Here is a 23656-nt window from a genome sequence, read left to right as displayed (position 1 = left end):
CGACCGGAAGGGTCCACCGGCCCTAGCCGGCGGGGAGGAGGTCGGCGACGAGGTCGGCGAATTCCTCGGGGTCGAGGATGCGGATGCCGAGCTCCTCGGCCTTGGCCCGCTTGGAGCCGGCCTTCTCGCCCGCCACCAGGAGGGTGGTGCGTTTGGACACGGACGACGACGCCTTTCCGCCGGCCCGCTCGATCAGCTCGTTCATCTCGTTCCGGGACAACACCGCGAGGGCGCCGGTCATGGAGCCGGTCACCACGACGGCCTGTCCGGCCAGCGGGCCGCCCGCCACGTCCTCGGCGACGTCGTCCGCCGCGGACACGGGCTTCTGCGGCTCGGTGACCTGCGTGCCGACCTGCTGGGCCTGGAGCCTGTCGAGCAGCGGAGCGAGTTCGACGAGTTCGGCCGCAACGACGCGGGCCTTCTCGGTGCCGATGCCGTCGACCCCGGCCAGGGTGTCCGCGTCGGCGGCCCGGATCGCCGCCATCGAGCCGAAGTGCGCGGCGATCCGGCGGGACATCGTGCGCCCGGTGCCACGGACCCCGAGGGCGCAGAACACGCGGTTCAGCGAGGCCCCGCGGGCCGTCTCGATCGCGGCCAGGAGGTTGGTGGCACTGGTCTCGCCCATCCGCTCCAGGCCGAGGAGCTGCTCGCGGGTCAGCGTGAACAGGTCGGCGACGTCCTTGACCAGGCCGGCCTCCACCAGCTGGATCGCGCGCGTGCCGCCGAGACCTTCAATGTCGAGCTGGTCCCGGCCGGCCGCGTAGATCACCGAGGCCACGGCCTGACAGCTTCGGCCGCGCACGCATCGCCACCGCTGCTCTGAGCTGTCGATCGCGTCGCCACAGCGCGGGCACGCCTCGGGGAAGGCGATCGGGCTCTCGGCGCCGGTGCGCTGGTCGACCAGCGGCGCCTCGACCCGGGGGATGACCTCGCCGGCCCGGTACACGAACACCTGGTCGCCGATCATGAGGCCGCGGCGGGTGATGTCGGACGGATTGTGAAGCGTTGCGTAGGTGACCGTCACCCCGTCGATGACCACGGGCTCCAGGACGGCGCGCGGAGCGATGATCCCGGTCCGGCCCACGTTCCACTCCACCGCCAGCAGGCGCGTCACCTTGTGTTCGGCGGCCAATTTGCGCGCCACCGCCCATCTCGGGGCGCGCGAGCCGTTGCCGGCCTGCCGCTGGTCCTCGGCCGTGTCCGCCTTGACGACGACACCGTCGATGCCGAACGGCAGGTCCCCGCGCAAGCCGGCGATCACGTCGATCCGTTCCTGCACCTGCTCCACGGTCTCGCACCGGATCGGGGCGGCGGCCGTCGCGGCGGCCGTGTTCGCGCCGAGCGCGGCCAGATTGTCCAGCAGGGCGACGTGCCCGAGGTCGTCCAGACCGATCGCACCGTACGCGAAGAAGGTCAACTCGATCCGGTAGGCGCGGTCCTTGGCCCGCAGGGTGCCGGCCGCTCCGCTGCGCGGATGCGCGAAGGGCGTGGCCTCGTGGGCGAGCCGGATCCGGTTCGCCTCCTCGAACTGCTCGGTCGTCAGCAGCACTTCGCCGCGCAGCTCGACGTCGATCGGCTCGGCGAGTACCGGCGGCAGACCGAGGACGGCCTCGGCGGCGTGGGTGATGTCCTCGCCGGCCAGTCCGTCGCCGCGGGTGAGGATCTGAACGAGCCGACCGCGCCGGTACCGGGCGGCCACCGCGAGGCCGTCGAGCTTCGGCTCCACGCACCACCCGGCCACGGGGTGCCCGAGGCGTCGTTCCAGACCTGCGGCCCACTCGGCGAGCTCGTCGGCGTCGAAGACGTTGTCGAGGGAGAGCATCGGCACGGAGTGCGGCACGTCGCCGTGCACCGCCCCGCCCGCGACCTTCCCGGTCGGAGATTCGGCGAGCGCCTCGTCCGGGTGGGCTTCCTCGTAGGCCGTGATGGCGCGCAGCAGCCCGTCGTACTCGTCGTCGCCGAGCGGGGTGGTCCCGTCGCCGTAGTACGCGGCCGACGCCGCCAGGGCGGTGGTCACGGCCTCCACGTAGGCGGCAGGAGAGAGCAGGGCACTGTTTTCGGTCATGAAGGTCATCATGCTGCCCGGCACTGACAACGCCACCGCACCGGTCGCCGGGTCGTACGCGGTCGGGAACGGCGCCGGTACGGGGCCGCCCGGCCCCCCGGTTCCGACTACGGCTACGGCTACGGCTGGTCGACGTTCAACCCGGATGGTCAGGACCGGGCCGTACAGCCGGGGCGGGCGCCCGCATGAGTGCCGACACGTCCGACCCGGGCTCAGGACTCCGTGGACGAGCTGCTCGGGGACAGCGCGGCCGCTTGTCGGCGCGCTTGGTCCAGCCAGGCCGATCGTTGCGCGTCGGAGGAGTCGGCGACCGTCCGGAAGACGGTCCGCCGTACGTCGTCGACGCCCACGTACGGGAGTACGCAGGCCGACCAGACCTGCTCCAACGGGTCCCCGAACTCGTCCGCTTCCCGTGCGGCCGGAGTGTCGGAGGTGTTCAGTACGAGCGCCCGACCCGCCCTCAGGAGGCCGGCCGGCTCGCCCTCGGCGGTACCCAACTTATAGGCGACGCCCGGTACGAGGATCCGCTGCACCCACCCCGTCAGAACGGCCGGCGGCATGCCCCACCAGTTCGGGTGGATGAAGACCAGCGCGTCGAGCGCGGCCACCTCCGCCCGGTGCAGGGCCACCTGCGGATCCCGGGCGTCCGCCGCCGATTCGACGGTCCCCGTCTCCTCGGCGGACAACAACGGGCCGAACCCCTCGGCGTACAGGTCGTGCGCCGCCACGTGCCACCCCCGCCCCCGCAACTCGTCGACGACGACCTCGAACAACGCGTGGTTGAAGCTCCCCGGTCGTGGATGTGCGAGATATACCCCTGCGCGCATGACTCCCCCTCGTTTTCCCACGGATGCTACCGACTCCCCCGGGGCGGGTCGGATCGGCGTGGCCCGCGCCCTTTGCGCTGTCGGGGCTTGTTCGTCGGACCGAGGGCGTGGTTGGCCCGGAGGTTCGGCACCGTCCTCGGGCACGCCGGAGGACGGTGCCGAGTACCGTCCCGGGGCGCCACCGGGCGGCCGGGGAAGGGTGCTCCCGGTCGCCCGCGCGGCTGCCGAGGGGTGTCAGGCCGAGAGCGCCGCCGAGACGACGGACCGTGCCGCCTCCTGGACCTCGGCGAGGTGCTCGGGACCGTCGAAGGACTCCGCGTAGATCTTGTACACGTCCTCGGTCCCGGAAGGGCGGGCCGCGAACCAGGCCCGGTCCGTGCTGACCTTGAGGCCGCCGAAGGGCGCACCGTTGCCCGGGGCGCTCGTCAGGACTCCCGTGACCGGGTCACCGGCCAGGGTGTCCGCGGTGACCTGGTCCGGGGAGAGCCGGCCGAGCACCGCCTTCTCCTCCCGCGTGGCCGGTGCGTCGATCCGCGCGTACGCGGGTTCGCCGAACCTCGCGGTGAGCCCGGCGTACCGCTCGGAGGGGCTCTGTTCCGTTACCGCCAGGATCTCCGAGGCGAGCAGGGCGAGGAGGATGCCGTCCTTGTCGGTCGTCCACACCGAGCCGTCGCGGCGCAGGAAGGACGCGCCCGCGGACTCCTCGCCGCCGAAACCGAGGGAGCCGTCGGCCAGACCGTCCACGAACCACTTGAAGCCGACGGGTACCTCGACCAGTTCGCGGCCGAGGTCGGCGGCGACCCGGTCGATCATCCTTGACGACACGAGCGTCTTGCCGATGCCCGCGGCTCGCGGCCATCCCTCGCGGTGGCGGTAGAGGTAGTCGATCGCGGTGGCGAGGTAGTGGTTGGGGTTCATCAAGCCGCTGTCCGGTGTGACGATGCCGTGCCGGTCGGCGTCCGCGTCGTTGCCGGTCGTGAGGTCGAAGCGGTCCTTCGCCTCGATCAGCGAGGCCATCGCGTACGAGGAGGAGCAGTCCATCCGGATCTTGCCGTCCCAGTCCAGCGTCATGAACCGCCAGGTGGGATCGGTCTCCGGGTTGATGACGGTCAGGTCCAGGCGGTGCTCCTCGGCGATGCGCCCCCAGTAGGCCACGGAGGCGCCCCCCAGCGGGTCCGCGCCGATGCGCACGCCCGCCGCGCGGACGGCGTCCAGGTCGAGCACGGAGGGGAGGTCCCCGACGTAGGCGCCGAGGAAGTCGTACCGACCGGTGGTGGGGGCCGCCAGGGCTCGTGCGTACGGGATGCGCCGTACCTCCTTCGAGCCCCCGGTGATGATTTCGTTGGCCCGCTCCTGGATCCAGCCGGTCGCCTCGGACCCGGCGGGTCCCCCGTGGGGCGGGTTGTACTTGAACCCGCCGTCGCCGGGCGGATTGTGCGAGGGCGTGACGACCACCCCGTCGGCCAAGGCCGCGGTACGACCGCGGTTGTGGGTCAGGATGGCGTGGGAGACAGCGGGGGTGGGGGTGTAGCCGTCGGTGGTGTCGATGACGACGCTCACGCCGTTGGCGGCGAACACCTCGAGGGCGGTGACCCGGGCGGGTTCGGACAGCGCGTGGGTATCGGCGCCGAGGAACAGCGGTCCGTCCACGCCGTGGCGGGCCCGGTACTCGCAGATGGCCTGGCTCGTCGCGGCGATGTGATCCTCGTTGAACGCCGTGTCGAGGGACGAACCCCGGTGTCCGGACGTACCGAAACTGACCCGCTGGGCCGGATCGGCGGGGTCCGGGTGCAAGGCGTAGTAGGCGGTCACCACGCGGGACACGTCGATGAGGTCCGCCGTGCTCGCCGGCTGTCCCGCTCGGTCGTTCGACATCCGTCAGCTCCTGTGGTCTTGGGCGGGACTCCCGACGGTTCCGCATGGCTTCATGATCTTCCGGGCGATGTCCGACCGTGACCGGACGCCGCGCCGCGTACTGCACACGGCCTACCCAGCAATCCGGCCCCCGCACGCCCTCGATCCGCGATGTGGCCGACCTCGGCCGCCACCCTGGGCGGCCCGCACCCGTGCCGGCACCTTGCCGCGCCCCGGACGGGCGATCATCACGTCCCGTCCCACGGGAAGCGGCGCCCTCGGGCACATCGTTCCGCTCATATACGTTTTGTCGGCTTTGTATAGGTAATAACGTCAGCATGCCGGTTACCGGCAGTTGGCCCGCGGTCGAAAAGGGCGCACGTCACACCGCGTGCAGCACGCGGGCCGGCGCACATGGCCGTTCCGAGGGAGGACTCGATGGGCACGTTCCGCAGCGGGGTCAAAGTACTTCGTGGCATGAAGCAGGAGGCCGACGGCAAGGCACTGATGGACCCCCGGCTCCGCACCGCGGGTCGGCGACTCATCGACCAAGGCCGCAGCGAGATGCACCGCCGGTCCCACCCGACCGAACAGCGTTGAGCGATCCGCCACCGCCGGGGGACCAACCCTCGACCCGATCGGCACGCACCGAAGGCCCGGGGCCTCGGGGGCCCACCACGACGGGCGGTGGAGCCGGCTTGTTTGGACGTCGCGATCCGGAGCACCATGATCAGCATGAAGAGCGACAGTGATCCCGAATCCGGCGAGTGGTACTTCGACACGGTCTCCCACAGCGTGGTGAACGGGCCCGGGCCCGATCGACTGGGGCCCTACCCCACTCGTGAGAAGGCCGCCGCGGCCATGAGCACCGTGGCCGACCGCAACAAGGAATGGCAGGACGACCCCCGCTGGAACGACAAGGCCGAGGAAGCATAGGGCGCGTACGTTTCCGGGCCGCCGTTCCGGGCCGCCCGTCCGCCCGGGAAGCCGTCGATCGGGGTCCGTCGCAGGCCGCGCCGGCCCCACCGGCGGCCTACGTCCGCGCCGTCCCCCGCACCCGGCGGGGGCGGGCGCCGCGCAGCAGCGCGGCCGACGCCGAGGCTCCCGCCACCGCGATCAGCAGGGGCAGGACCGCTTCCCGGGGCGCTCCGGTGAATTCGAGGGCGAGCACGATGGCCGTGACGGGCATCCGCTGCGACACCGCCAGGAAGGCGCCGGCCGCGACGACGGCGTAGGCACCGAGGACGGTGCCCGGCCACAGCAGCTCCCACAGTCGGCCAGCGACGATGCCGAGCAGCGCGCCGTTGGCGAACGACGGCGTCAGCAGGCCACCGTACGCACCGGAGCGCAGGCAGAGCGCGACGACCGCCGTACGAAGCACCAGGAGTACGGCGGCCAGGGCGAGGGAGGGCTCGGCCGTGAAAGCCACCTCGGCGGGGCCCTTGCCGTTCCCGAGCAGTTGCGGGAACGGCACCGCGAGGAGCCCCAGACACAGGAAGGCGGCGGGCGCGGTCACCAGCAGGGCGTTGCCGCGCGGCGCCCGGGCGCTCGCCGCTGACATCAGCCGGGAGAATCCGTACGCGCAGGCCCCCACCAGCGGGCCGGCCAGCGCCGCCCACAGCAGCAGCGAACCACTGAAGGGCAGTTCCGGCAGTTGGTAGGCCTGCCCGTCCGGCACCGCCACGCGCACGACCAGGGTCGCCAGCGCCGCTGTCAGCACGGCCGGCACCACGGCGCCGATCGCCCAGCTGCCCAGGAGCACCTCCAGCGTGAAGAGAGCGCCTCCCAGCGGGACGTCGTACACCGCCGCGAGGCCGGCCCCCGCCGCGCACGCCACGAGGATCCGGCTCCGGGACGTACCGAGCCCGGCCCTGCGGGCGGCACCGGTCGCCAGGAGCGCAGCCGCCTCACGGGGCGCGACCTCGCGTCCCAGGGGCGAGCCCAGACCGACCGTGACCACCTGGAGCACCGCGTGGACGGACGTGGTCAGCGCGGGCATCCGCGGCCGCTCCATCCTCAGGGCCTGCCGGATCTCCACCCGGGGACGCCCGTAGCGGTACAGCAACCACCAACCCGCGCCCGCCACCACCCCGGCCGACGCGGTGACCGCCACGCGCCGCCAGGCCGAAGCGGCCTCGACGCCCTCCAGGAAGGGTCCCTGCGCGTATCCGAACGCCAGGTGTTGCACGGTGCGCAGCAGGAGGAGCAGCAACGCGCCGCAGACCCCGGCTCCCACGCCGACGACGCAGGCAGCGGCGGCGAACCGGCACCGCCGGGCCGTGAAGACAGGGGCGCCCCGCATGCAGGAACCATAGGCACAGCGGACGGGTCCGGGCCGGAGCGACGGCTCCACGGCGCGTTCGCGAGCCCCTTGGGCCTCGTCCGCCCGTCCCCCGCGCGTTCCCATACGGCCCGGGTGCGGCCCAGGGCGACGTCCTGCTCGCCCCCGCCGCCGGACAGGCCGTGTGAGGACTCCGATCGGGCGGAGCGCCGCGGGGTCAGCCGCGCGGGACCATGTGGGCCGCCGGGTCCCCGGCCAGTACGGGTACCGGGGTGAAGTGGTGGCGGACCGCCCACTGCGCGGCGTCCAGCGACAGGTATTCGCCGCGGACCCGTCCCTCGCGGGTACGCACCTCGTAGCGGTCGGCCATCGGGTGGATCTGGTACTGCGCGGAGTTCTCCGAGCGGATCATGGTCCCGTTCCTTCGCGGCGGTGTTCCGGTCACGCTTGCTCACCCGTCCACCCTGCCCGGGCCGGATCGGCCGCGGCATCGGTCGACCGCGCGGGCCGCCGGATGACGGACCGCCCTCCTTCCGGGCACGTCCGGGGGTCCTGCCGAACGTCCGATCGGAGGATGACGGCCCGGCAGGACCGGCCGGGGCGCGAAGGCTCTTCCCGGTGGCCCGAGCGGGCCCGTCCGGTCGGGCCCGGTGCACCCGGACGGCAGCCCCGCGCCCCGCTGTGCGGAGCGCACCGGGTCTCGGCGGCGGGGGCGCGGGCCATGGCGGCACCGCAGACCTCCGCCCGGGGCGGGGAGGGGCGTGCCCGTCCGCGGGCAGCGGCACGCCGGGCGGCGTAGGGTCGCCGGATGAAGCGACAGGGGTGGGCGGGGCAAGTCGGCGTGGTTGTGGGGGGTTTGGTCGTGGCGGGAGTGCTCTCGGGATGCGGTGCGGCCTTCGAGGCGCTCGGGGAGTCGTATCCGTCGGCGGAACCGGTCCCCTGCCCCGAGGGCGGGGTGCGACTGATGGAGGGCGACGGGAACGCGGCCATGGGGATACGGGTGGCCGACGTGCAGATCCTGAACTGCGGTGCGGGCGTCTACGAGCTGGAGGGCTACCCGGAGGTCCGGCTGCTGGACCGGGAGCGGCGGCCGGTGGAAGTGTCGGTGGCGCCGGGGAACAACGGGGTCACGGCGACGGGCGGTGACGACCCCGCGACGGCGCCGCGGAAGGTGGTGCTGCGGCCGGGCCAGGCGGCCTCGACGGGGCTGCTCTGGCGCAACCTGGTGACGGACGGGGCCGGGGCGACGGCCGAGGGCTGGGTCCTGGAGGTCGTCCCGAAGCCGGGCGCGCCCCGGTTGACGCTGGAGCTGGAGCACGCGGTGGACCTCGGGAACACGGGCCGGATGGGCTTGAGCCCCTGGCGGTCGCCCGCCTCGGGTGGCTCCGGGAGCCCCGGCGCTCGGGAGACCTCGACGGCCACGGACAACGGCGGATGAGCGGGAGGGCGCGGCCGTCATTGGCGTCCTGACCTGCCCGGGTGTGCGTTGTGGGCCGCCAGGAACGCGGCGCGGGACGTACGTCGGCACGTCATCGGCGGGGTCGTGACAGCGGCCGGTCCAAACTCCCCGGGGTCGGCCGCGGACAACGTGGCCTCCGCCGCGGACAACGCCCTCGCGGCCATCGGGGCGGCCCTTCTCGCGGCCACGGCCCGGTCCGACCGACTGCCCGCCGTTGGTCCCGTACCAGCGCCGGAAATGCTCGCGGCCTCGGAGCGGAACGGCGCCTCGGAGGCCTTCCCGGCCCTGCTCGGCGCCGCACGCTCGCTCCGTAGGGCGTCGTGGGGGTCAAAACGCCCCTCAGAATGCTTTCCGGGCGCAAAGAAGGCAGAAGAAGGCAAGGGAGCACCCCGAAGCGGATCCGGGGGCAACCGATCGGGAGCTCGTCGCCCAAAATCAGGAGAAAACTACCCTTATCGCACACCCTCAGGTAGCAGTATTCCGCCTGACGGAAATTCGCTTCCGGCTTGCGATAACCTATGATCGTCGTTCGGATCTTGCCATAACCACCCAGCAGGAGGCCCGCATGACCGAGAAACGCGTTGCGCTCATCACCGGTTCGTCATCCGGAATTGGCGCCTCCATAGCCCGGCGACTCGCATCCGAAGGCATTCGGATCGTGGTGAATTCGGCGCGCAGCGAGGCGGTGGGCAAGGCGTTGGCCGCCGAGTTGCCGGAGGCGGTCTACGTGCGGGGTGACGTGGCGGACGCGGCGGACGCGCGGCGGATCGTGACAGAGACCGTGGCGGCGTTCGGGCGGTTGGACGTATTGGTCAACAACGCCGGGACCACCCGGTTCATCCCGCTCTCCGACCTGGAGGCGGCGGACGCCTCGGCGTGGCGGGACATCCTGGACGTGAACGTGATCGGGGCGTGGCAACTGACGACGGCCGCGGTGCCGTACCTGAAGGCATCGGGTGCGGGTGCGGTGGTCAACGTCTCTTCGGTATCGGCGACTCGGGCGCTGGGGAGTTCGGTTCCCTACGCCGTGAGCAAGGCGGCCGTCAACCACATGACGCGACTGCTGGCCTCCCAGCTGGGTCCGGAGATTCGGGTGAACGCGGTGGCACCGGGCCTGATCGACACGCCCTGGTACGAGGGGGCGGACGAGGTCTGGGAGAGCTCCCGGGACTGGATCACCGCCAATACGCCGATGCGTCGGGTCGGCACCCCCGAGGACGTGGCCGAGGCCACCTGGTACCTCGTCAACGCCGCCTACACCACCGGCGACGTACTCACCGTGGACGGAGGCCGGCACATCGTCTGACCCGGCCCGCATTCCCCCCGAACGACTCTTTCGCGCGAATCGCGAAAGGAATGTTCGGCCTTTCCGGACGCCGCTGCATTCGCTGTGAATATCCTGAGATGGAAATCCAGAAGGTACGGCTTGGATCTGTTTGCCAGACGTTTGCGATGCTCTCAGCCGGCGAGTAGGGGCCGGTCTCCCGTGGGGTAGTGTCGTCCGGTCACAGACGGCGATCGGATCGTCTGTTCAAGCCCGGGGAGCCGACATGACCGATCTGAACTCGCTGCGTGCAGGCCTCGCATCAGGTGAGCACGAGTTCGCCGACACCTTGGCCTTCATCGCCGCGCACTACGCGTATCAGCCGCAGCCGTTCCGCAACGGTGACCTGGAGAACGCCGAGGGTGAGAACGAGGGTTCCTGCAAGACGCTGGGCCTGGCCCTGCTGGAAGGGCTGACCGACCAGGAGGCGCTGCTGGCCTTCGGTGAGCACTACCGCGATGTGCTGGCGACGCCGAACGGCGCTGACCACAGCAACATTCGCAACCTCATCGCCCACGGGCTGGCCGGGGTGAGCTTCGCCGGGCAACCGTTGGCCCGCAAGAGCTGACCAGCGCATGACCTGAGAAGACGTGCGGTGGCCCAGTCACCGCAGGTCCAAGGGGATCGCCTGCCCCGGCTCCCGTGGCCCCGAGCCGCCCGCGCTCTGAAACACACCGCGCGCGTCCTCGTGGAGTTCGGCCGCTGCACCATCACCCCGCCGGTCGACCCGACCGGCGGTGGGACAATGGGCTTACCAGCGGTGCGACTGAAGTCGGCCACGCCCGGCCCGGGCACGGGATGACTGCGAAAGCCGTGGCGCGCCGAAAGAGCGGCTGCGAAGCCCGCCGGACAGGCGAGGAGAAGGACCATGGCAGCGAAACAGACCGTCTACCACGTCTCACCATCCGGCGAGCGGGCGGCGGCCGCCGGTGTGAAGTGGCAGGTCGAGGGCAGGGAAGGACGCCGTCTGCTCCACGAACCGCACCGGACGCAGAAGGACGCGATCGACTCGGCACGGCGTCACGCGCAGGGACACACCCCCTCCCAGGTCATCGTGCACGCCCAGGACGGCCACGTCCGCTCCGCCCACACCTACGGAGACGCCCCCGCGCCCTCGGGCGAGCGCGGCCGTAGAGCAGGTGCACCCGGAGGCCTCCACTAGCCTCGCGCTTTCAGCAGAGTGCGACGTCTACTCATGATCAAAGAATAGGAGCGCTCCTCCGACCTGTGAGGGTCGGCTGTTCCGATGCAGCCTCAAACCGGGGGCACCTGTCAGGTGATGAAAGCCCGGGGTGTCTCCGCGATGCTCCCGGGCTGGGCGGAACGGCCCGTGGATCTCAGGTGAGAGCGAGGAGCACTTCGTCGATCTCGCCGCCGCGTGCTTGGCCGAAGCCCCTGCCATGCCCGGTGATCACAAAGCCACACTTTTCCAGTACGCGGATCGAGCCTGCGTTATCGGCTGCTGCGTGGGCGTGCAACGGCCGGGTTCCGACGAGATCAACCAGCACCGAAAGCGCCGCTGTGGCGATGCCGCGGCCCCAGTGATTTCGGCCGATCCAGTAGGTGACCTCGCGTTCGTTCGGCGGCCCGTACACCGCAGCATGACCGACCACCTCATCGTCGGCGAGCACAGTGCGCATCAGGACATCGGGGTTGGAACGGATCCTGGCCCAGTAGCTGTCGAAGTGCGCCCTGTCGTAGTGGTACTTCCTGGTGACCGCGGCCACGTGCTGCGCCTCGGGATCAGAGAGGTGCTCCCAAAAGGTGGGCAGATCACTATCGAGTACTTCGCGAAGGGAGATCATTTCGGTGGTGGCTCCTGCGGCTGGTCAAGCACGTGGTTCTTCGTCGTGTGCGGCGTCCGATAGCCGATCAAATCCATTGAGTGTACTGCTGGCCCGGGAGGACGGAACGTGCCGAAGGCTCTGCCCGCAGCAGGAAGTGGCGTGCGCTCCGCTTCACCGCCCGATGGCCTTGCACCGACGTCATCACTCAGGCAACCAACCGACTCCGAGCCCTACCGAACCCCTACTGACGAGCCACTTCGACCGCCTCGACAACCCGCACCGCACCCGGAGGGTGGAACCCGGCGCCCACCCGACGCGACAACCGGGCCATCACCCTGCCTCACCACCGAAAATACGCCGTCCCGCAAACCAAATCCCCCGTCAGTGAACCGACGAGGACTCATGAACGATCGAGGCCAGGGCGCATTTCAGTCGTCTCGGCCCTGCCACGTGGTCACGCAGGCCTCGTTTCCCTCCACGTCGGCGAGCACCCAGAACGCGGGGGCATCGGTCGCGGATACGAGTCGGCCCCCTGCCGCCAGCGCGGCATCGATCCGCCGGGGTGCCTCGTCATGGGGAACGCAGATGTCGAAGTGGATGCGATTGCGCTGTGGGCGCGCCCGATCCATCTGCTGGAACCAGATCGCCGGTCCCTGCCCGACCGGGTCGACGAGTGGATCCTCCGGTCCTGCGGCGTCCGTCTCGTCGGCATAACCGAGAACGGCCTTCCAGAACGGCCGAATGTCGGCGATGCCCAGCGCGTCGATCGCGATCTCCAGGATTTGGACCGACCGCGGCGCCCCCGTTGCGATCTCGGGCTCCGTCATCGGCGACCCGGACTCGTTGACGGCGGTGGAGATCAGACGTGCGAGTTCGACGTCCCGGGTGGTGACCGCTGCAAGGTCCAACGTCTGCAGAGTGAACACGAGCCGCTGGGGGCGGGCATCGACCCGAAGGTGTCGATCGGCGTCGCCGCCGCACACCGCGATGGCGTCCGCCGCCAAGCCGATCGCCTGAGCCAAGGATCCGACCGGGACCGAGGTTCGCAAAGTGCCCAGCAAGAAGCGCCAGCCGCAGTCGTGGACGGCCTCGGACGCTTCCTGCCGACTCAGTATGTGCTCCATGCCCGCATCCTCGCAGCCCACCGCATGCCCCGTCCGGTGGACGTCCGAAACGAGCCCTGCTTCGGACCGGCCGACGGACGTCCCCCCTCGGCCGCGACCCCGTCGAGGCGCGCCGCCGTGGACCACGGGGCGAGGGGCTCACGTCACCAGGCGCAGCGAGGTGTCCGCGATGCCCAGCCGTACGCTCTGGCCCCAGGTCAACTGAAGGGCGTCGCTTTCCATCCCGTCGCCGAAGACCACGATCCGGTCCGACTCCACGGTCAGTTGCAACCCCTGCCCACGCCCCAGCTCACCGGCGACCTTCGTCGTTCCGGTCGTCGGTGAGGGCCAGGCCTCGCGCACGAACCACAGGAGCCTGCGGTCGCAGGGGGCGGGTAGGCCCGCGTGGCCGCCGCGTTCCAGCCACAGGGAACGCAGCCAGCCGGTGGCGCCCGTGCCGGTGCCCACCAGCACCCCGGAGGACGCCTGGGCCTCGCCCGGGCCTTCCTCGCCGTCGGAGCCCAGGCGGTAACGGGCCGTCTGGTGGCCGGACGAGCCCAGGTAGATCTCGTTCAGCGCGAGAAGACGCTGGGTGTCGTCGGCGACGGCCTCCACCATGGTCAGCTCCTCCGCCGGGCCCCCGGCGGCGATCGCCGCACGCAGCAGGGCTCCCGTGTCCGCCCAGCGGTGACGGACCAGAACGCCGGGGTTGCGCCCCGGGTCGCTGTCGATGCCCACCACCGGCTGTCCGCGCAGGTACTTCGCGGTGTTGGCGACCAGGCCATCCTGGCCGACCACGACCACCACGTCCTCCGGGGCGAACAGGAAGCGGTCCAAGTCCCCGCGCTCCACCCGGGAGTTGCGCCAGGTGAGCGGGACCGCCGCCGCCACCTCCCGCAGCGCCTGCCGCGTGCTGTCGTGGCGGCGGACCACCTCGTCGATGGACCGGCCCCGGCTGGAGAGGAAGAACGCGGCCTGCCCGTGCGTCCCGTGGCGGGCGAGCAGTTCCTCGTACTCGGTCCTGCGGTGCACGAGCACCGCCCGCGGGGCCAGGCTCACGCTCCCGCGCCGCCTTCCGGGCGTCCGAGCCTGGTGAGGAGCCCGGTGAGGACGTCAGGAGAGAGCGTGATGCTCTCGATCCGCGGCAGGTTCTCCGCCAGCCGGGTCGCCGCCAGGGCGTGCAGGGTGGCCGGGGCGGCTTCGTCGTGCACGCGCAGCCAGGCCGTCTGGGCTTCGGCGCGCGCCGCGCCGGTCTCGCGCGCCGCCGCGGCTTCCGCGCGGGCCAGGCGGACCTTGCGGGCCGCCTCGGCCTCCGTCCGTACTCCGTCCGCGGCCGCCTGCTCCTCGGCCTCGCGGCGGGTGTTGATGCCGCGCTGTTCGACCAACTGCTCCTCGCGCCGGGCCAGTTCGATCTGACTGGCCAGCTCGTTCTCGGCGATGGCACGCTCGCGCTCGACGGCGACGGCCCGCCGTTCGTAGGTGGCCCGGTCCGCCTCCTGCTGGATCTGCTCGCGGGCCGGGGTGCGCAGGGCGCGCTCCACCTCGGCCTCGGGTCGGATCGCCACGACCCGTACGGCCACCACGTCGATGCCGGTGTCCGGGAGCCTGGGCTCGGCGGCGAGGCCGGCGGCGACGCGCTCCCGCACGGAGGCGACGCCGTCCACCAGGGCCACGGCCAGCGCGGTCCGGGCCAGCACGTCCAGGGTGTGCTGCTGCGCGGTCTCGGTGAGGAGCGTGGCGATCTGCTCCAGCGGCGCCCCGCGCCAGCTCCCGGTGTCCGGGTCGACGGAGAAGTCGAGTCGTTCCGCGGCCTCGGCCGGGTCGCTGATCCGGTAGGTGACGGTGGCCTGCACGGCGACGTCCTGGAAGTCGGACGTACGGGCATGGAACGCCATGGCCAGCTCCCGGTCGTCGACCGGCACTTCGGAGAGCGCAGCCGACAGTGACCGGTACCAGAAACTGAGTCCGCGCCCGTCGTGGACGAGCCGGCCGCGCTTGTGGTGGCGGATGTGGGCGGTGGGCGCGGAGCGCAGATGACGCCAGCCGAAGCGCCGGGTGATGTCGGCCATGGTGAACTCCCTCAATTTCGTCAGTGCGACGATAACGAGCCGCATGCATATCGTCAAGAGGACGAAAAGAGGTATTCCGGGAGCTGCCCGGCAGCGACTCGGCCCGCTCGTACGGGGTACTCGCATCCGGGGAGCCGCCGCCCCGCGCGGCACCACGGGGCCGGGCAGCAGACCCCGACGCGGGCGACGCGCGGCAATCCGGCGGGCCGATCCGAGCGCAACGGATGCCCGGCCGACTTCCGGCTGTCGAAGCCGGTCGCCCTCCCGCCCTCGCCGCGCCTCGTGGGACATGGCGGTGGTGGGTGCCGGCGCGCCCGGGAGAGCGGGAGACGGACGTTCGTCGCTTGCCGTCCTCATGGATCCAGCGGGAGTCCCGACTGCTCGCAGGTCGGCCGCGGAGGGCCGTCAGCCGATCCGTTCGGCCAGGGCGAGGATGATGCCGGAGGGGCCGCGGAGGTAGCAGAGGCGGTAGATGTCCTCGTACTGCGCCACCTCGCCGATCAGTTCGGCGCCGTGCGGGCGCAACCGGGCGATGGTGTCGTCGATGTCGTCGACGGCGAACATGACCCGGTGCATGCCCAGCGTGTTGGGCGGTAGGTCGCGCGATCCGTCGCCGATCGCCGCGGGGGTCCGGTACTGCGCGAGCTCCAGCTTTCCGTGGCCGTCCGGGGTCCGCATCATCGCGATGTCACTGCGGACTCCGTCGAGCCCGACGGCCTGATCCGCGAAGAGGCCCTCGATCCGCGCCTTCCCCTCGACCTCCATGCCCAGTTCGGTGAAGAAGGCGACGGCGGCGTCCAGATCCTGGACGACGATTCCGATGTTGTCCATCCGCTGAAGCGTCATGACGGTTCTCCCTCTGCGTGGCGCGGCCCTTCGAGGCCCCGTGTCTACCCGGGACGGAGCCGGCGGCCCGTTTTCGACACCCGGGAACGGGCCGCCGGGTCACGAAAGGACCGCTGCCGACCCGCCGCGGGGTGCGCCGAGCACCGCACGAGAACCCACCCGTGGGCGATGCCCGGAGTCGCGGCGGCCTCCACCGGGCACCCGATGCGGGCGCGCCCCGTCAGGACGGGGAGCAGCGGCGACCGGCCCTCCACCAGGACGGGCCACCGAGCCCGGCGCGCCCCGGGGCGCCGATCACTTTCCGTGCCGGCGTTGTGGCAGCCCCGTGCCGCAGCCACTGCAGTAGCGGGCGTCCGCCTCTATCGCGTGACGGTGGCACCGCTCGCAGACCAGGTGTACCGCGCACGACAGCGGTGGCGCCGCCGGAACGGGGTGCCCGATCGTCATCCCGCTTCGTCTGCGGTGCGTGGTGAGGACGACCAGCCCCTCGGGGCCGGCCAGCAGGGAGCGGCTCGCGCCGCGGGGCAGGAGGGCGAGGCGCCCCGGGAGCAGCCGGGTCGTTTCGTCGTTCAGGGTGAGGGTGCCGTCTCCCGCGACGACGACGAGCATGACGTCGACCTCGTCCTCGGTGGATGCCTCTCCCCCGGTGCCGGGAAGGTGACGGACCAGGTTCGCGTCCATTTGCCGGGCCGGGTCCCGCAGTCGCCACAGTGCGCCGCTCTGTCCCTCCGACAGCGCCATGACCAGGTCGGCGACGCTCACCGTCTCCGCCTCTCGCGCAGTGTCCACCCGCAGTGCCCTCCCAAGCCCGGGACCGTCCCCACCTTCTTGATCGCCCAACAGTACGGGGCACGGGGCCGCGAGATCGCGCAGCGGTCACCGTCACGGCGAGCATCCGAACGCCTGTTTCATGCACGGGACTCCGCCGGGTTCGACCGAGCGAGGGCGGCGGGCCGGGCGGAGCACACAGGCCGCCGCCTCCCCGATGAGCGGGCCCCCGAGGACGCGAGCGGGGGGGCGTCCGGAGCTGCCCCGGGGAACGTCCTCGCCGGCGGTGAGCGGCGTGGAGCGCCGCCCCGGCTCCCGCTCCTGGCGTCCACACGGCGTCGCCGTCAGGAGGGCCGGCCGGGCGCGCCCCAACTCCGTTGGTAATCGGCCCAGTCCGGCTGCGGCCCGGGCAACGCGGTCCGGGCGGCGTGCAGGCCGTCCAGGGCCAGGGTCAGCATCCTGCGGCGGGCGTGGTCATCCTGCTCGGTGCGGCGGGGGCAGCGGCTGAACATCTCCACGAGGTGGGTGATGTCGAGCGTCGTGACGTCAGCGCGTACGGTCCCGTCGTCGTGGCCGCGTCGCAGCAGTCGTTCGGCCAGCCCTCGGGCCCGATCGTTCGCGGTGGAGACCTCGTCGGGCAGGCTGAACGTCCCTGCCAGGCCCGCGAAGGCGCCCGCCCTGGCATCGACGGCCGCAGCCATGTACTGAGCGAGTGCCTCCCAGCCGGTGCCCTCCGCTTCGAGCGCCACCTGGAGGTCGGCGATCGTCTGGGCGATGCCGATGGCGCACAGGTGCTGAAGGAGCTGTTCCTTGCTGCCGTAGCGGCGGTAGAGGGTGCCGATGCCCACGTCCGCCCGGGCGGCGATGTCCGCGACGGGAGCATGGGGGCCCTGTTCCGCGAATACGGCGCGGGCGGCGTTCAGCACCAGGAGGTCGTTGCGTTCGGCCTCGGCCTGGCGCCCGAACCGGCCCCCCGGCCGGAGGCGACCGGGATCTGTCTTTTTCATGGTGTCCAACCTATTGCCTGTCGGAGCGATCTGCTCCGATACTCCCTACCGGAGCATATCGCTCCGATAGGAGGTCCTGATGGATAACACGTCCCTGTTGGCCCTGTCCGCCCCCCTCTTCGTGCTCCTGGTCGTCGTCGAGATGATCTACTACCGGCTCCACCCCGATGAGAGCGCCAGCGGCTACGGAGTCCGCGACACCGCCGCCAGCTTCGCCGTCGGCGCGGGCGCCGCCGTGGTGGACGTCCTCTACAAGATGATCGCCGTCGCGGTCTTCGTCGGCCTGTACGAGCTCACCCCGCTGCGGGTCGAGGTCACATGGGTGACGTTCCCGCTGATCCTGCTGGCGCAGGACTTCTGTTACTACTGGATGCACCGCGGGCACCACCAGGTGCGCGTGCTGTGGGCCAGCCACGTCGTGCACCACTCCAGCCGCAAGTACAACTTCTCCACGTCGGTCCGCCAGCCCTGGACAGGTCTCACCTCCCAGATCTTCTACATACCGCTGGCCTTGGCCGGCGTGCCGCCCTGGGCCATCCTGCTCTGCGGCGCGATCAACATGCTCACCCAGTTCTGGCTGCACACCGACCGCATCGGCAGGCTGCCCCGCTTCATCGAGCGGGTCATCAACACCCCTTCGAGCCACCGGGTCCACCACGCCTCACAAGGCGGCTACCTGGACCGCAACTTCGGCGGCATCCTCATGGTGTGGGACCAGATCTTCGGCACCTGGGCCGAGGAAACGGAGCGCCCTGTCTACGGCCTCACCAAGAACATCGACACCTTCAACCCCCTGCGCATCGTCTCCCACGAGTACGCCGCCATCGGGCGCGACCTGGCCCGCGCCACGCGATGGCAGGACCGGGCACGTCACCTGCTCGGCCGCCCCGGATGGCAGCCCGAACCGGCAGCCCTCGTCCCCGACCCGCACCGCGGAGCCTCGGTCCCGCAGGCGCCCGGCCTCCGCGGCGGTTGCTGTCCCGAGTCCGTGGGCGGCGCCGGGTGCACCTGCGAGCCCACCCGCGCGGGCGTGGGCCACTGATGGGGAGCCGAGCACGAGCCCTGGGAAGTGACCACGTGAGCCCACAGGACCCCGCGCCCGCACGCACATGGGAGCTGAGGGAATCCATCCTCATCGCGGCGCCACTCGACGAGGTGTACGCGGCGATCAGTGACGTGAAGCGGATGCCGCAGTGGAGTCCGGAGTGCGTCAAGGTCCTGCTCCTCCCGGGCAAGGACCGCTCCCGCCCCTCCTTCATCGGATTCAACCGCAACGGAGGCCGCCATTGGTTCACCCGGTGTCGGGTGACCGTCGCCGAGCCCCCGAGGGAGTTCGCCTTCCGGGTGTCCGTCGCCGGCCTGCCGCTCGCGATCTGGGGCTTCCAACTCCGTTCCCCCCGAACCCATCACTCCCACCACGCGGCCCGTGCGATCGACTCCACGCACGTCACCCAGTACTGGCACGACCTGCGCCGGGGCCCCCTCGGCGCGGTCTCCGACCTCCTGGGCCGCGTGGTCGCGGGCACCTCTCCGACGGCGCGCGTCCACGCCAATCGGGCGGGCATGACCACCACGCTCCACCGGCTCAAGCGGTCCTTGGAGGACACCACCGAGACCACATCGGCCTCGTGAACCGCACGCGTGATCGGGCGGACACCTCAACGCGGGTCTCCGACACGGCGCAGAAGACGAAGAGCATCCGATTCGCATCGCAGAAGGCTGCATGATTCCTCAACAGGTGTTCACCATTTCCCGGACCGTGGCCGACGCCCGCCGCTTCTTCGACTCCGGCGGGACCCGTCCCCTCCCGGCACGCGTCGGTCGCCTGCGGGCGCTGCGCGCCCTGATCACCGAGAACCAGCCCGCGTTCGAGGCCGCGCTGTGGGACGACTTGCGCAAGGGTGCGGGCGAGGCGCAGCTGACCGAGATCAACGTGACCCTGGCGGAGATCGACCACACGCTGCGACACCTCCGCCGATGGGCCCGGCCCGGACGCGGTTCGCTGCCGCCGGCACTGTGGCCGGCGCGGGCCCGGGTCGTGTCCGAGCCGCTCGGCGTGGTGCTGGTCATCGCCCCGTGGAACTATCCCGTACAGCTCCTGCTCAATCCGCTGGTCGGCGCACTGGCCGCGGGCAACGCGGCCGTTCTGAAACCGAGCGAACTCGCGCCGGCGACGTCGGCGCTGTTCACGCGGCTCGTGCCGAGGTACTTCCCCGACGGCGCCGTACGCGTCGTGCAGGGAGGCATCCCGGAGACGACGGACCTCCTGCGGCGGCGCTTCGACCACATCGTCTTCACCGGCAGCGGGACGGTGGGCCGCATCGTCATGAAGGCCGCGGCCGAGCACCTGACTCCGGTGACACTGGAGCTGGGCGGCAAGTCACCGGTCTGGTTCGACGACGACGCCCGCCTGCACCGGGCGGCACGGCGCCTGGCATGGGCGAAGTTCACCAACGCCGGCCAGACGTGCGTCGCCCCGGATTACGTCATGACCACCCCCGACCGGATCCCGGCGCTCGTGGACGCGCTCCACCGCGCGATCACGGACATGTGGGGCGTCGATCCTCGATCGAGCGGGGACTACGGACGCATCGTCAACGAGCGGCAGTTCGACCGCCTGACCGCGCTGCTCAACGGCACGGAGCCCGCCGTCGGCGGCGAGTACGACCGGGACGACCGCTACATGGCCCCCACGGTCGTGACCCTCCCCGCCCTCGACCCTCCAGCAGTCGGGCCGGCGGCATCCCATCCCTTGCTACGGGAGGAGATCTTCGGTCCCGTCCTGCCGATCCTCCCCGTCGGGTCCCCGGAAGAAGCCGCCGCCGTGATCAACAACTGGGACAAGCCGCTCGCCCTGTACGTCTTCACCTCCTCCGCCCGCACCCGCCGCCTGTTCGAGCAGCGCACCTCCTCCGGTGCCGTGGTGCACGACGCCGGCCTCATCCACGTCGCCGCCGCGGGCCTGCCGTTCGGCGGCGTCGGAGCCAGCGGCATCGGCGCCTACCACGGCGTGCACTCCTGGCGCGCCTTCTCCCACCTCAAGCCCGTCGTGCACAAGCCGCTCACGATGGACACCCTCCGCCTGGCACAGCCCCCGTTCACCGCCCGCAGGCTGCGCCTGGTCAGGCGGCTGCTGTGACGTCGGGCCCGCCCCGGTGAACTCGCCGCGGATGTCGGCAGTTCAGTCTGCCGCCCCGAGCGAGCACGGGTCCGGGCCCGCCGGCAGTTGGGCGGCCAGGAGGGTCAGGCCGCGGCGGAGTCGGCGGAAGTAGGTGGCGCGGCTGAGGTGCAGGCCGTGGGCGATCTGGTGGTGCGTACGGGACCGGCCCAGGTAGTACGCGGCGAGGATGGCCCCCGCCTCCCGATCCGCGTCGGCCGGGGACGCGGCGAGGGCGGCCACGCGGTCGGTCAGCCACGCTCCCAGCCGGGGCGGTGAGCAGAGCTGCGGCAGGGCCAGCAAGGGGTTACCGGCGAGGCCGCCCGGGTCCCGGAGCCGGGCCAGGGCCCGGCCGATCAGGGTCGGCAGGTCCTGGCCCGTCAGGGCCGCGGGTCCCGCCCCGGGCGGCGGTACGGTCCCGGGGGCGGCGGCCGGCCCCGCGCCGAGGCGACGGATCCACCCGGCGAGACCGGCGGCGGTGAACTCCTGGCTGTAGACCTCCGGGCGGCGCCCGCACCGGTAGACGTCGTCGCGGATGCCGCCGTGCCGGCGGAAGCTCAGCGCGTGCAGCAGGCTCTGGTAGTCCGGACTCGCCGTGGAGACGAGGAGGTGCCCGGCAAGGGTCGCCCGGACCAGGATGTGGCGCAGCATCTGCGCGTGCGCGCCCGCGTCCGCCCCGTACGCCGCCCCCAGGAACAACCCGCCCCCGGTACCCGGGCCGCCGCCGGAGCCGGCGTCGTCGGGGTCACCGCCGGCCGCCGGTCGGGGTGCGAGGAGGCCGGGTGCGTGTTGCTGGAGCAGCGGTTCGATGCCGTCGGCGGTGTCCGGGCCGACGGGTACGAGGGCGGCCAGCGCCACCGGCGCCCCGTCCCGGTCCCGGGCCAGGTGGAACGCGGCCGGGGCCGAAGCCAGCCAGCCCTCCGTGACCCGTTCCGAACGCCTCGGGTCGAAGCCGTTGCGGACCGCCCAGCGGTGCATCAGTCGTCCGATGTCATCGGCGTCGCCGGATCGGGCGGGCCGTATCCGCGCACCGTCCTCGACCGGCGGGAACAGCGAATGCCGCAGGGCGGGTTCGCCGGACAGGAACAGGCCCTGTTCGACGATCTGTGCCCGCTCCCGCGGGTCCCGGCGTTCGGTGAGCAGTGCCTGCCGGTACCCGGCCGCCCGCGTACGGACCTCCCGGTGGGCCTGCGGCCTGCGCCAGGCGTAGGCCAGCTCGAACAGCGACCGGTACGGTTCGCGCACCGCCAGCCCGAGCGGCCCCCGCCTGACCAGACTCAGCGCGGACAGCGCGGAGAACACCTCCGGCCCCGCCGTGAGCAGTCGCTCGTCGCCGGCGCCCACGGTGGCAAGCAGCCGCAACGCGTGCCGGTCCCGGCCGCCGGCGCGCCGGCGCTCGCGGTCGAGGCGTCCGAGCACCTCCTCGACCACGGCGTCGGCCACGGCGCCGGGCGCGTCGGCGGGGGTTCCGGCAAGGAGCTCCCGGGCCGCCACGGCGGCCGGCAGCGGGTGGCCGCCCGCGAGGCGCACCGCCAGCGCCACCGCCTCTTCGTCCTCCAGACCGGCAGCCCTGACGAGGTCCTCGACGTCCTCGTCCGGCCACGGCCGCAGCGGTACGAGAGAGGGCGCGTGCCGGTCCGCCCAGCCGGGCAGCCCCCGCAGCGGCCGCCGGCCCACCACCAGGACCACGGGCCCCTCCGCGGCCCGACGCCGCCGTGCCGGCCACCCGCCCGAGTCCCCCGGAACGTCGAAGGGGCGGGGCTCGGTCAGGACCGCTGCCACGGCCTCGGCCTGGCCCGGGCCGTCCACGCTGTCGACCAGCAGGACCCCGTCCCCCGGCGCGGACCGGGCGAGGAGTCCCCGTACCCGCTCCGCGGCGACGGGGGCCGGCAGGCCGCACAGGTCGACGGCGGCGGCCACGGGCAGCCGCCGGGCCAAGGTGCTCTTCCCGCTGCCGAGGGGGCCGCAGAGGTTGACCACGGGATGTGAGGTGAGGGCGGCGGACAGGGCGCCGAGGCCCGGGGGGATCTTCACGGTCCCCGGACGATACCCAGCCGGCACCCTCCCCGGTCAGCGGTCAACCAGCCGATTCGTGGCTGGAGTTGATACCACCGTGAGACTCCGCGGGAACGGCTCGCGGCTAGGGTTCGAATCGACCGCTCGGGGCCCCGGCGGCGCACGTTCCCGCACCGTCACCACGCAACCGATAAGGAGCCCGGAGTGAAGCTGGTTCGATGGCTGTCGACCACGGCCACCGCCCTCCTCGCCGCGACCACCCTGCTCAGCGCGCCCGCCGCGGCGAGCAGCACCGCGGCGGGCCCTGCGCCCGTCGCCGCCACCGCGGCAGGCGCCCTGGCACCCACCGCCCCCAAGTACTTCCTCGGCACCGGCTACGGCCCGTACAACATCGCCGTCGACGCCGCCTGGAACACCGCCTACGCCGCGGCTGTGAACGAGGGCTACCAGACCTCCCGTTGCGCCCGTTCGGCCGGCCCGGCCGCGAACCCGATCGGCGGCAACGGCTACTACCAGGTGCTCGTCGAGATCTACTGCAGCGTGCCGCCGCCCCCGGGCTCCGGCCAGATCACCGGCGTCCACTCCGGCAAGTGCGTCGACGTCAAGGGCGGCAGCCTCAAGGACGGCGCCGCGATCCAGCTGTACCAGTGCAACGGAACCGATGCCCAGGCCTGGCGGCTGGAGAGCGACGGCACCGTGCGCGCCCTCGGCCGTTGCATGGACGTCCAGTACGCCAAGACGGAGAACGGGTCCCACATCGGGCTCAACACCTGCCACCAGGGCCTGAACCAGAAGTGGGAACTCCTGCCGGACGGCCTGCTGCGCAGCGTCCACTCCGGCAAGTGTCTGGACGCCCTCGGCTGGGCCACCGGCAACGGCACCCGCCTCGGCATCTGGGACTGCGCCCCGGCGCACACCAACCAGCAGTGGCGGGGTGCTCCCCTGGGCACCTGATCGGCACGCGCCACCACCCGCACCCCGCCCCCGTACGGCCCTCGGCACCCGGGCCCGTACGGGGGCGGGGCCGTGCCGCGGACCGGTCCCGTACGGATCCGAGGCCCACCGCGAACCGGTGACGAGGCCGGGGCGAAGT

General features: G+C 72.0%; 23 protein-coding genes. 10 read left to right on the top strand and 13 right to left on the bottom strand.

All coding sequences use genetic code 11. The features are described from left to right. Nucleotides 1-22: 22 nt before the first annotated feature. From ligA to pgm, 3 genes are all read right to left on the bottom strand, one after another. Entirely contained in the window at nucleotides 23-2074 is a 2052-nt protein-coding gene (gene ligA, locus ACFY0I_RS29420) for an NAD-dependent DNA ligase LigA (RefSeq protein WP_388901757.1), read from the bottom strand. A gap of 203 nt (nucleotides 2075-2277) precedes the next feature. After that, nucleotides 2278-2892, bottom strand: coding sequence for an NAD(P)H-dependent oxidoreductase (locus tag ACFY0I_RS29415; RefSeq protein ID WP_388901506.1), 615 nt, complete (start codon nucleotides 2890-2892; stop codon nucleotides 2278-2280). Between the two features lie 234 nt (nucleotides 2893-3126). Beyond that, the gene (gene pgm / locus ACFY0I_RS29410) at nucleotides 3127-4767 is read right to left on the bottom strand and encodes a phosphoglucomutase (alpha-D-glucose-1,6-bisphosphate-dependent) (RefSeq protein WP_388901504.1); all 1641 of its coding nucleotides are present in this window, start codon (nucleotides 4765-4767) and stop codon (nucleotides 3127-3129) included. A gap of 417 nt (nucleotides 4768-5184) precedes the next feature. Here pgm and ACFY0I_RS29405 point away from each other — a divergent pair, with 417 nt between their 5' ends. Together ACFY0I_RS29405 and ACFY0I_RS29400 are read left to right on the top strand one after the other, a co-directional pair. Then, the gene (locus ACFY0I_RS29405) at nucleotides 5185-5346 is read left to right on the top strand and encodes a hypothetical protein (RefSeq protein ID WP_388901502.1); all 162 of its coding nucleotides are present in this window, start codon (nucleotides 5185-5187) and stop codon (nucleotides 5344-5346) included. 135 nt (nucleotides 5347-5481) lie between these two features. Further along, entirely contained in the window at nucleotides 5482-5682 is a 201-nt protein-coding gene (locus ACFY0I_RS29400; protein ID WP_388901500.1) for a hypothetical protein, read from the top strand. A gap of 97 nt (nucleotides 5683-5779) precedes the next feature. Here ACFY0I_RS29400 and ACFY0I_RS29395 read toward each other — a convergent pair whose 3' ends face one another. Together ACFY0I_RS29395 and ACFY0I_RS29390 are read right to left on the bottom strand one after the other, a co-directional pair. Beyond that, on the bottom strand, nucleotides 5780-7048 hold the full coding sequence (locus ACFY0I_RS29395; protein WP_388901498.1) for a chloride channel protein: 1269 nt from the start codon (nucleotides 7046-7048) through the stop codon (nucleotides 5780-5782). Between the two features lie 196 nt (nucleotides 7049-7244). Continuing rightward, a complete protein-coding gene (locus ACFY0I_RS29390) occupies nucleotides 7245-7439 on the bottom strand; it encodes a hypothetical protein (RefSeq protein ID WP_388901496.1) in 195 nt (64 codons plus the stop codon). 450 nt (nucleotides 7440-7889) lie between these two features. Between ACFY0I_RS29390 and ACFY0I_RS29385 the strand changes: the two genes are divergently transcribed. The 4 genes from ACFY0I_RS29385 to ACFY0I_RS29370 all read left to right on the top strand — a co-directional run bounded on the left by ACFY0I_RS29385 (nucleotide 7890) and on the right by ACFY0I_RS29370 (nucleotide 10972). Beyond that, on the top strand, nucleotides 7890-8465 hold the full coding sequence (locus tag ACFY0I_RS29385; RefSeq protein WP_388901494.1) for a DUF4232 domain-containing protein: 576 nt from the start codon (nucleotides 7890-7892) through the stop codon (nucleotides 8463-8465). A 586-nt stretch (nucleotides 8466-9051) separates the two neighbouring features. Beyond that, on the top strand, nucleotides 9052-9792 hold the full coding sequence (locus tag ACFY0I_RS29380) for an SDR family NAD(P)-dependent oxidoreductase (protein WP_388901492.1): 741 nt from the start codon (nucleotides 9052-9054) through the stop codon (nucleotides 9790-9792). Nucleotides 9793-10036: 244 nt separating this feature from the next. Then, nucleotides 10037-10378 (top strand): HopJ type III effector protein, encoded by a 342-nt coding sequence (locus ACFY0I_RS29375; protein ID WP_388901491.1) that lies wholly within the window; start codon nucleotides 10037-10039, stop codon nucleotides 10376-10378. A gap of 300 nt (nucleotides 10379-10678) precedes the next feature. Next, the gene (locus ACFY0I_RS29370; RefSeq protein ID WP_388901489.1) at nucleotides 10679-10972 is read left to right on the top strand and encodes a DUF2188 domain-containing protein; all 294 of its coding nucleotides are present in this window, start codon (nucleotides 10679-10681) and stop codon (nucleotides 10970-10972) included. 175 nt (nucleotides 10973-11147) lie between these two features. On the opposite strand, the gene ACFY0I_RS29365 is transcribed toward ACFY0I_RS29370, so the two are convergent. The 7 genes from ACFY0I_RS29365 to ACFY0I_RS29335 all read right to left on the bottom strand — a co-directional run bounded on the left by ACFY0I_RS29365 (nucleotide 11148) and on the right by ACFY0I_RS29335 (nucleotide 17390). Beyond that, on the bottom strand, nucleotides 11148-11615 hold the full coding sequence (locus ACFY0I_RS29365; protein WP_388901488.1) for a GNAT family N-acetyltransferase: 468 nt from the start codon (nucleotides 11613-11615) through the stop codon (nucleotides 11148-11150). A gap of 410 nt (nucleotides 11616-12025) precedes the next feature. Continuing rightward, nucleotides 12026-12721 (bottom strand): VOC family protein, encoded by a 696-nt coding sequence (locus ACFY0I_RS29360; RefSeq protein WP_388901487.1) that lies wholly within the window; start codon nucleotides 12719-12721, stop codon nucleotides 12026-12028. Between the two features lie 138 nt (nucleotides 12722-12859). After that, nucleotides 12860-13759, bottom strand: a complete 900-nt coding sequence (locus ACFY0I_RS29355; protein ID WP_388901485.1) for a hypothetical protein — start codon at nucleotides 13757-13759, stop codon at nucleotides 12860-12862. After that, nucleotides 13756-14769 carry an SPFH domain-containing protein gene (locus ACFY0I_RS29350; RefSeq protein ID WP_388901483.1) on the bottom strand — a complete coding sequence of 338 codons (1014 nt, stop codon included), beginning with the start codon at nucleotides 14767-14769 and terminating at the stop codon, nucleotides 13756-13758. The genes ACFY0I_RS29355 and ACFY0I_RS29350 overlap by 4 nt, the downstream gene beginning before the upstream one ends. Nucleotides 14770-15174: 405 nt before the next feature. After that, complete coding sequence (locus ACFY0I_RS29345) at nucleotides 15175-15615, bottom strand: VOC family protein (RefSeq protein WP_388901482.1); 441 nt, start codon at nucleotides 15613-15615, stop codon at nucleotides 15175-15177. Between the two features lie 294 nt (nucleotides 15616-15909). Further along, nucleotides 15910-16404 (bottom strand): hypothetical protein, encoded by a 495-nt coding sequence (locus tag ACFY0I_RS29340; protein WP_388901480.1) that lies wholly within the window; start codon nucleotides 16402-16404, stop codon nucleotides 15910-15912. A 323-nt stretch (nucleotides 16405-16727) separates the two neighbouring features. Beyond that, complete coding sequence (locus ACFY0I_RS29335) at nucleotides 16728-17390, bottom strand: TetR/AcrR family transcriptional regulator (RefSeq protein ID WP_388901477.1); 663 nt, start codon at nucleotides 17388-17390, stop codon at nucleotides 16728-16730. Between the two features lie 79 nt (nucleotides 17391-17469). On the opposite strand from ACFY0I_RS29335, the gene ACFY0I_RS29330 reads away from it, so the two are divergent. The 3 genes from ACFY0I_RS29330 (at nucleotide 17470) to ACFY0I_RS29320 (ending at nucleotide 20529) form a co-directional block, all read left to right on the top strand. After that, complete coding sequence (locus tag ACFY0I_RS29330; RefSeq protein WP_388901475.1) at nucleotides 17470-18432, top strand: sterol desaturase family protein; 963 nt, start codon at nucleotides 17470-17472, stop codon at nucleotides 18430-18432. Between the two features lie 35 nt (nucleotides 18433-18467). Continuing rightward, the gene (locus ACFY0I_RS29325; RefSeq protein ID WP_388901474.1) at nucleotides 18468-19022 is read left to right on the top strand and encodes an SRPBCC family protein; all 555 of its coding nucleotides are present in this window, start codon (nucleotides 18468-18470) and stop codon (nucleotides 19020-19022) included. Between the two features lie 91 nt (nucleotides 19023-19113). Beyond that, complete coding sequence (locus ACFY0I_RS29320) at nucleotides 19114-20529, top strand: aldehyde dehydrogenase family protein (RefSeq protein WP_388901472.1); 1416 nt, start codon at nucleotides 19114-19116, stop codon at nucleotides 20527-20529. Nucleotides 20530-20571: 42 nt separating this feature from the next. Here the strand turns inward: ACFY0I_RS29320 and ACFY0I_RS29315 are convergent, their stop codons facing one another. After that, nucleotides 20572-22581: a hypothetical protein gene (locus ACFY0I_RS29315; protein ID WP_388901470.1), complete on the bottom strand. Its 2010-nt coding sequence runs from the start codon at nucleotides 22579-22581 to the stop codon at nucleotides 20572-20574. Nucleotides 22582-22767: 186 nt separating this feature from the next. Here ACFY0I_RS29315 and ACFY0I_RS29310 point away from each other — a divergent pair, with 186 nt between their 5' ends. After that, nucleotides 22768-23517, top strand: coding sequence for a ricin-type beta-trefoil lectin domain protein (locus ACFY0I_RS29310; RefSeq protein WP_388901469.1), 750 nt, complete (start codon nucleotides 22768-22770; stop codon nucleotides 23515-23517). The last annotated feature ends 139 nt before the right edge of the window (nucleotides 23518-23656 follow it).

Origin of the sequence: Streptomyces sp. NPDC001568, from assembly GCF_042893755.1 — a bacterium.
Classification (GTDB): domain Bacteria; phylum Actinomycetota; class Actinomycetes; order Streptomycetales; family Streptomycetaceae; genus Streptomyces.
Note: the sequence above shows the minus strand (reverse complement) of the source record. Positions and strands in the feature narration are given on the sequence as shown.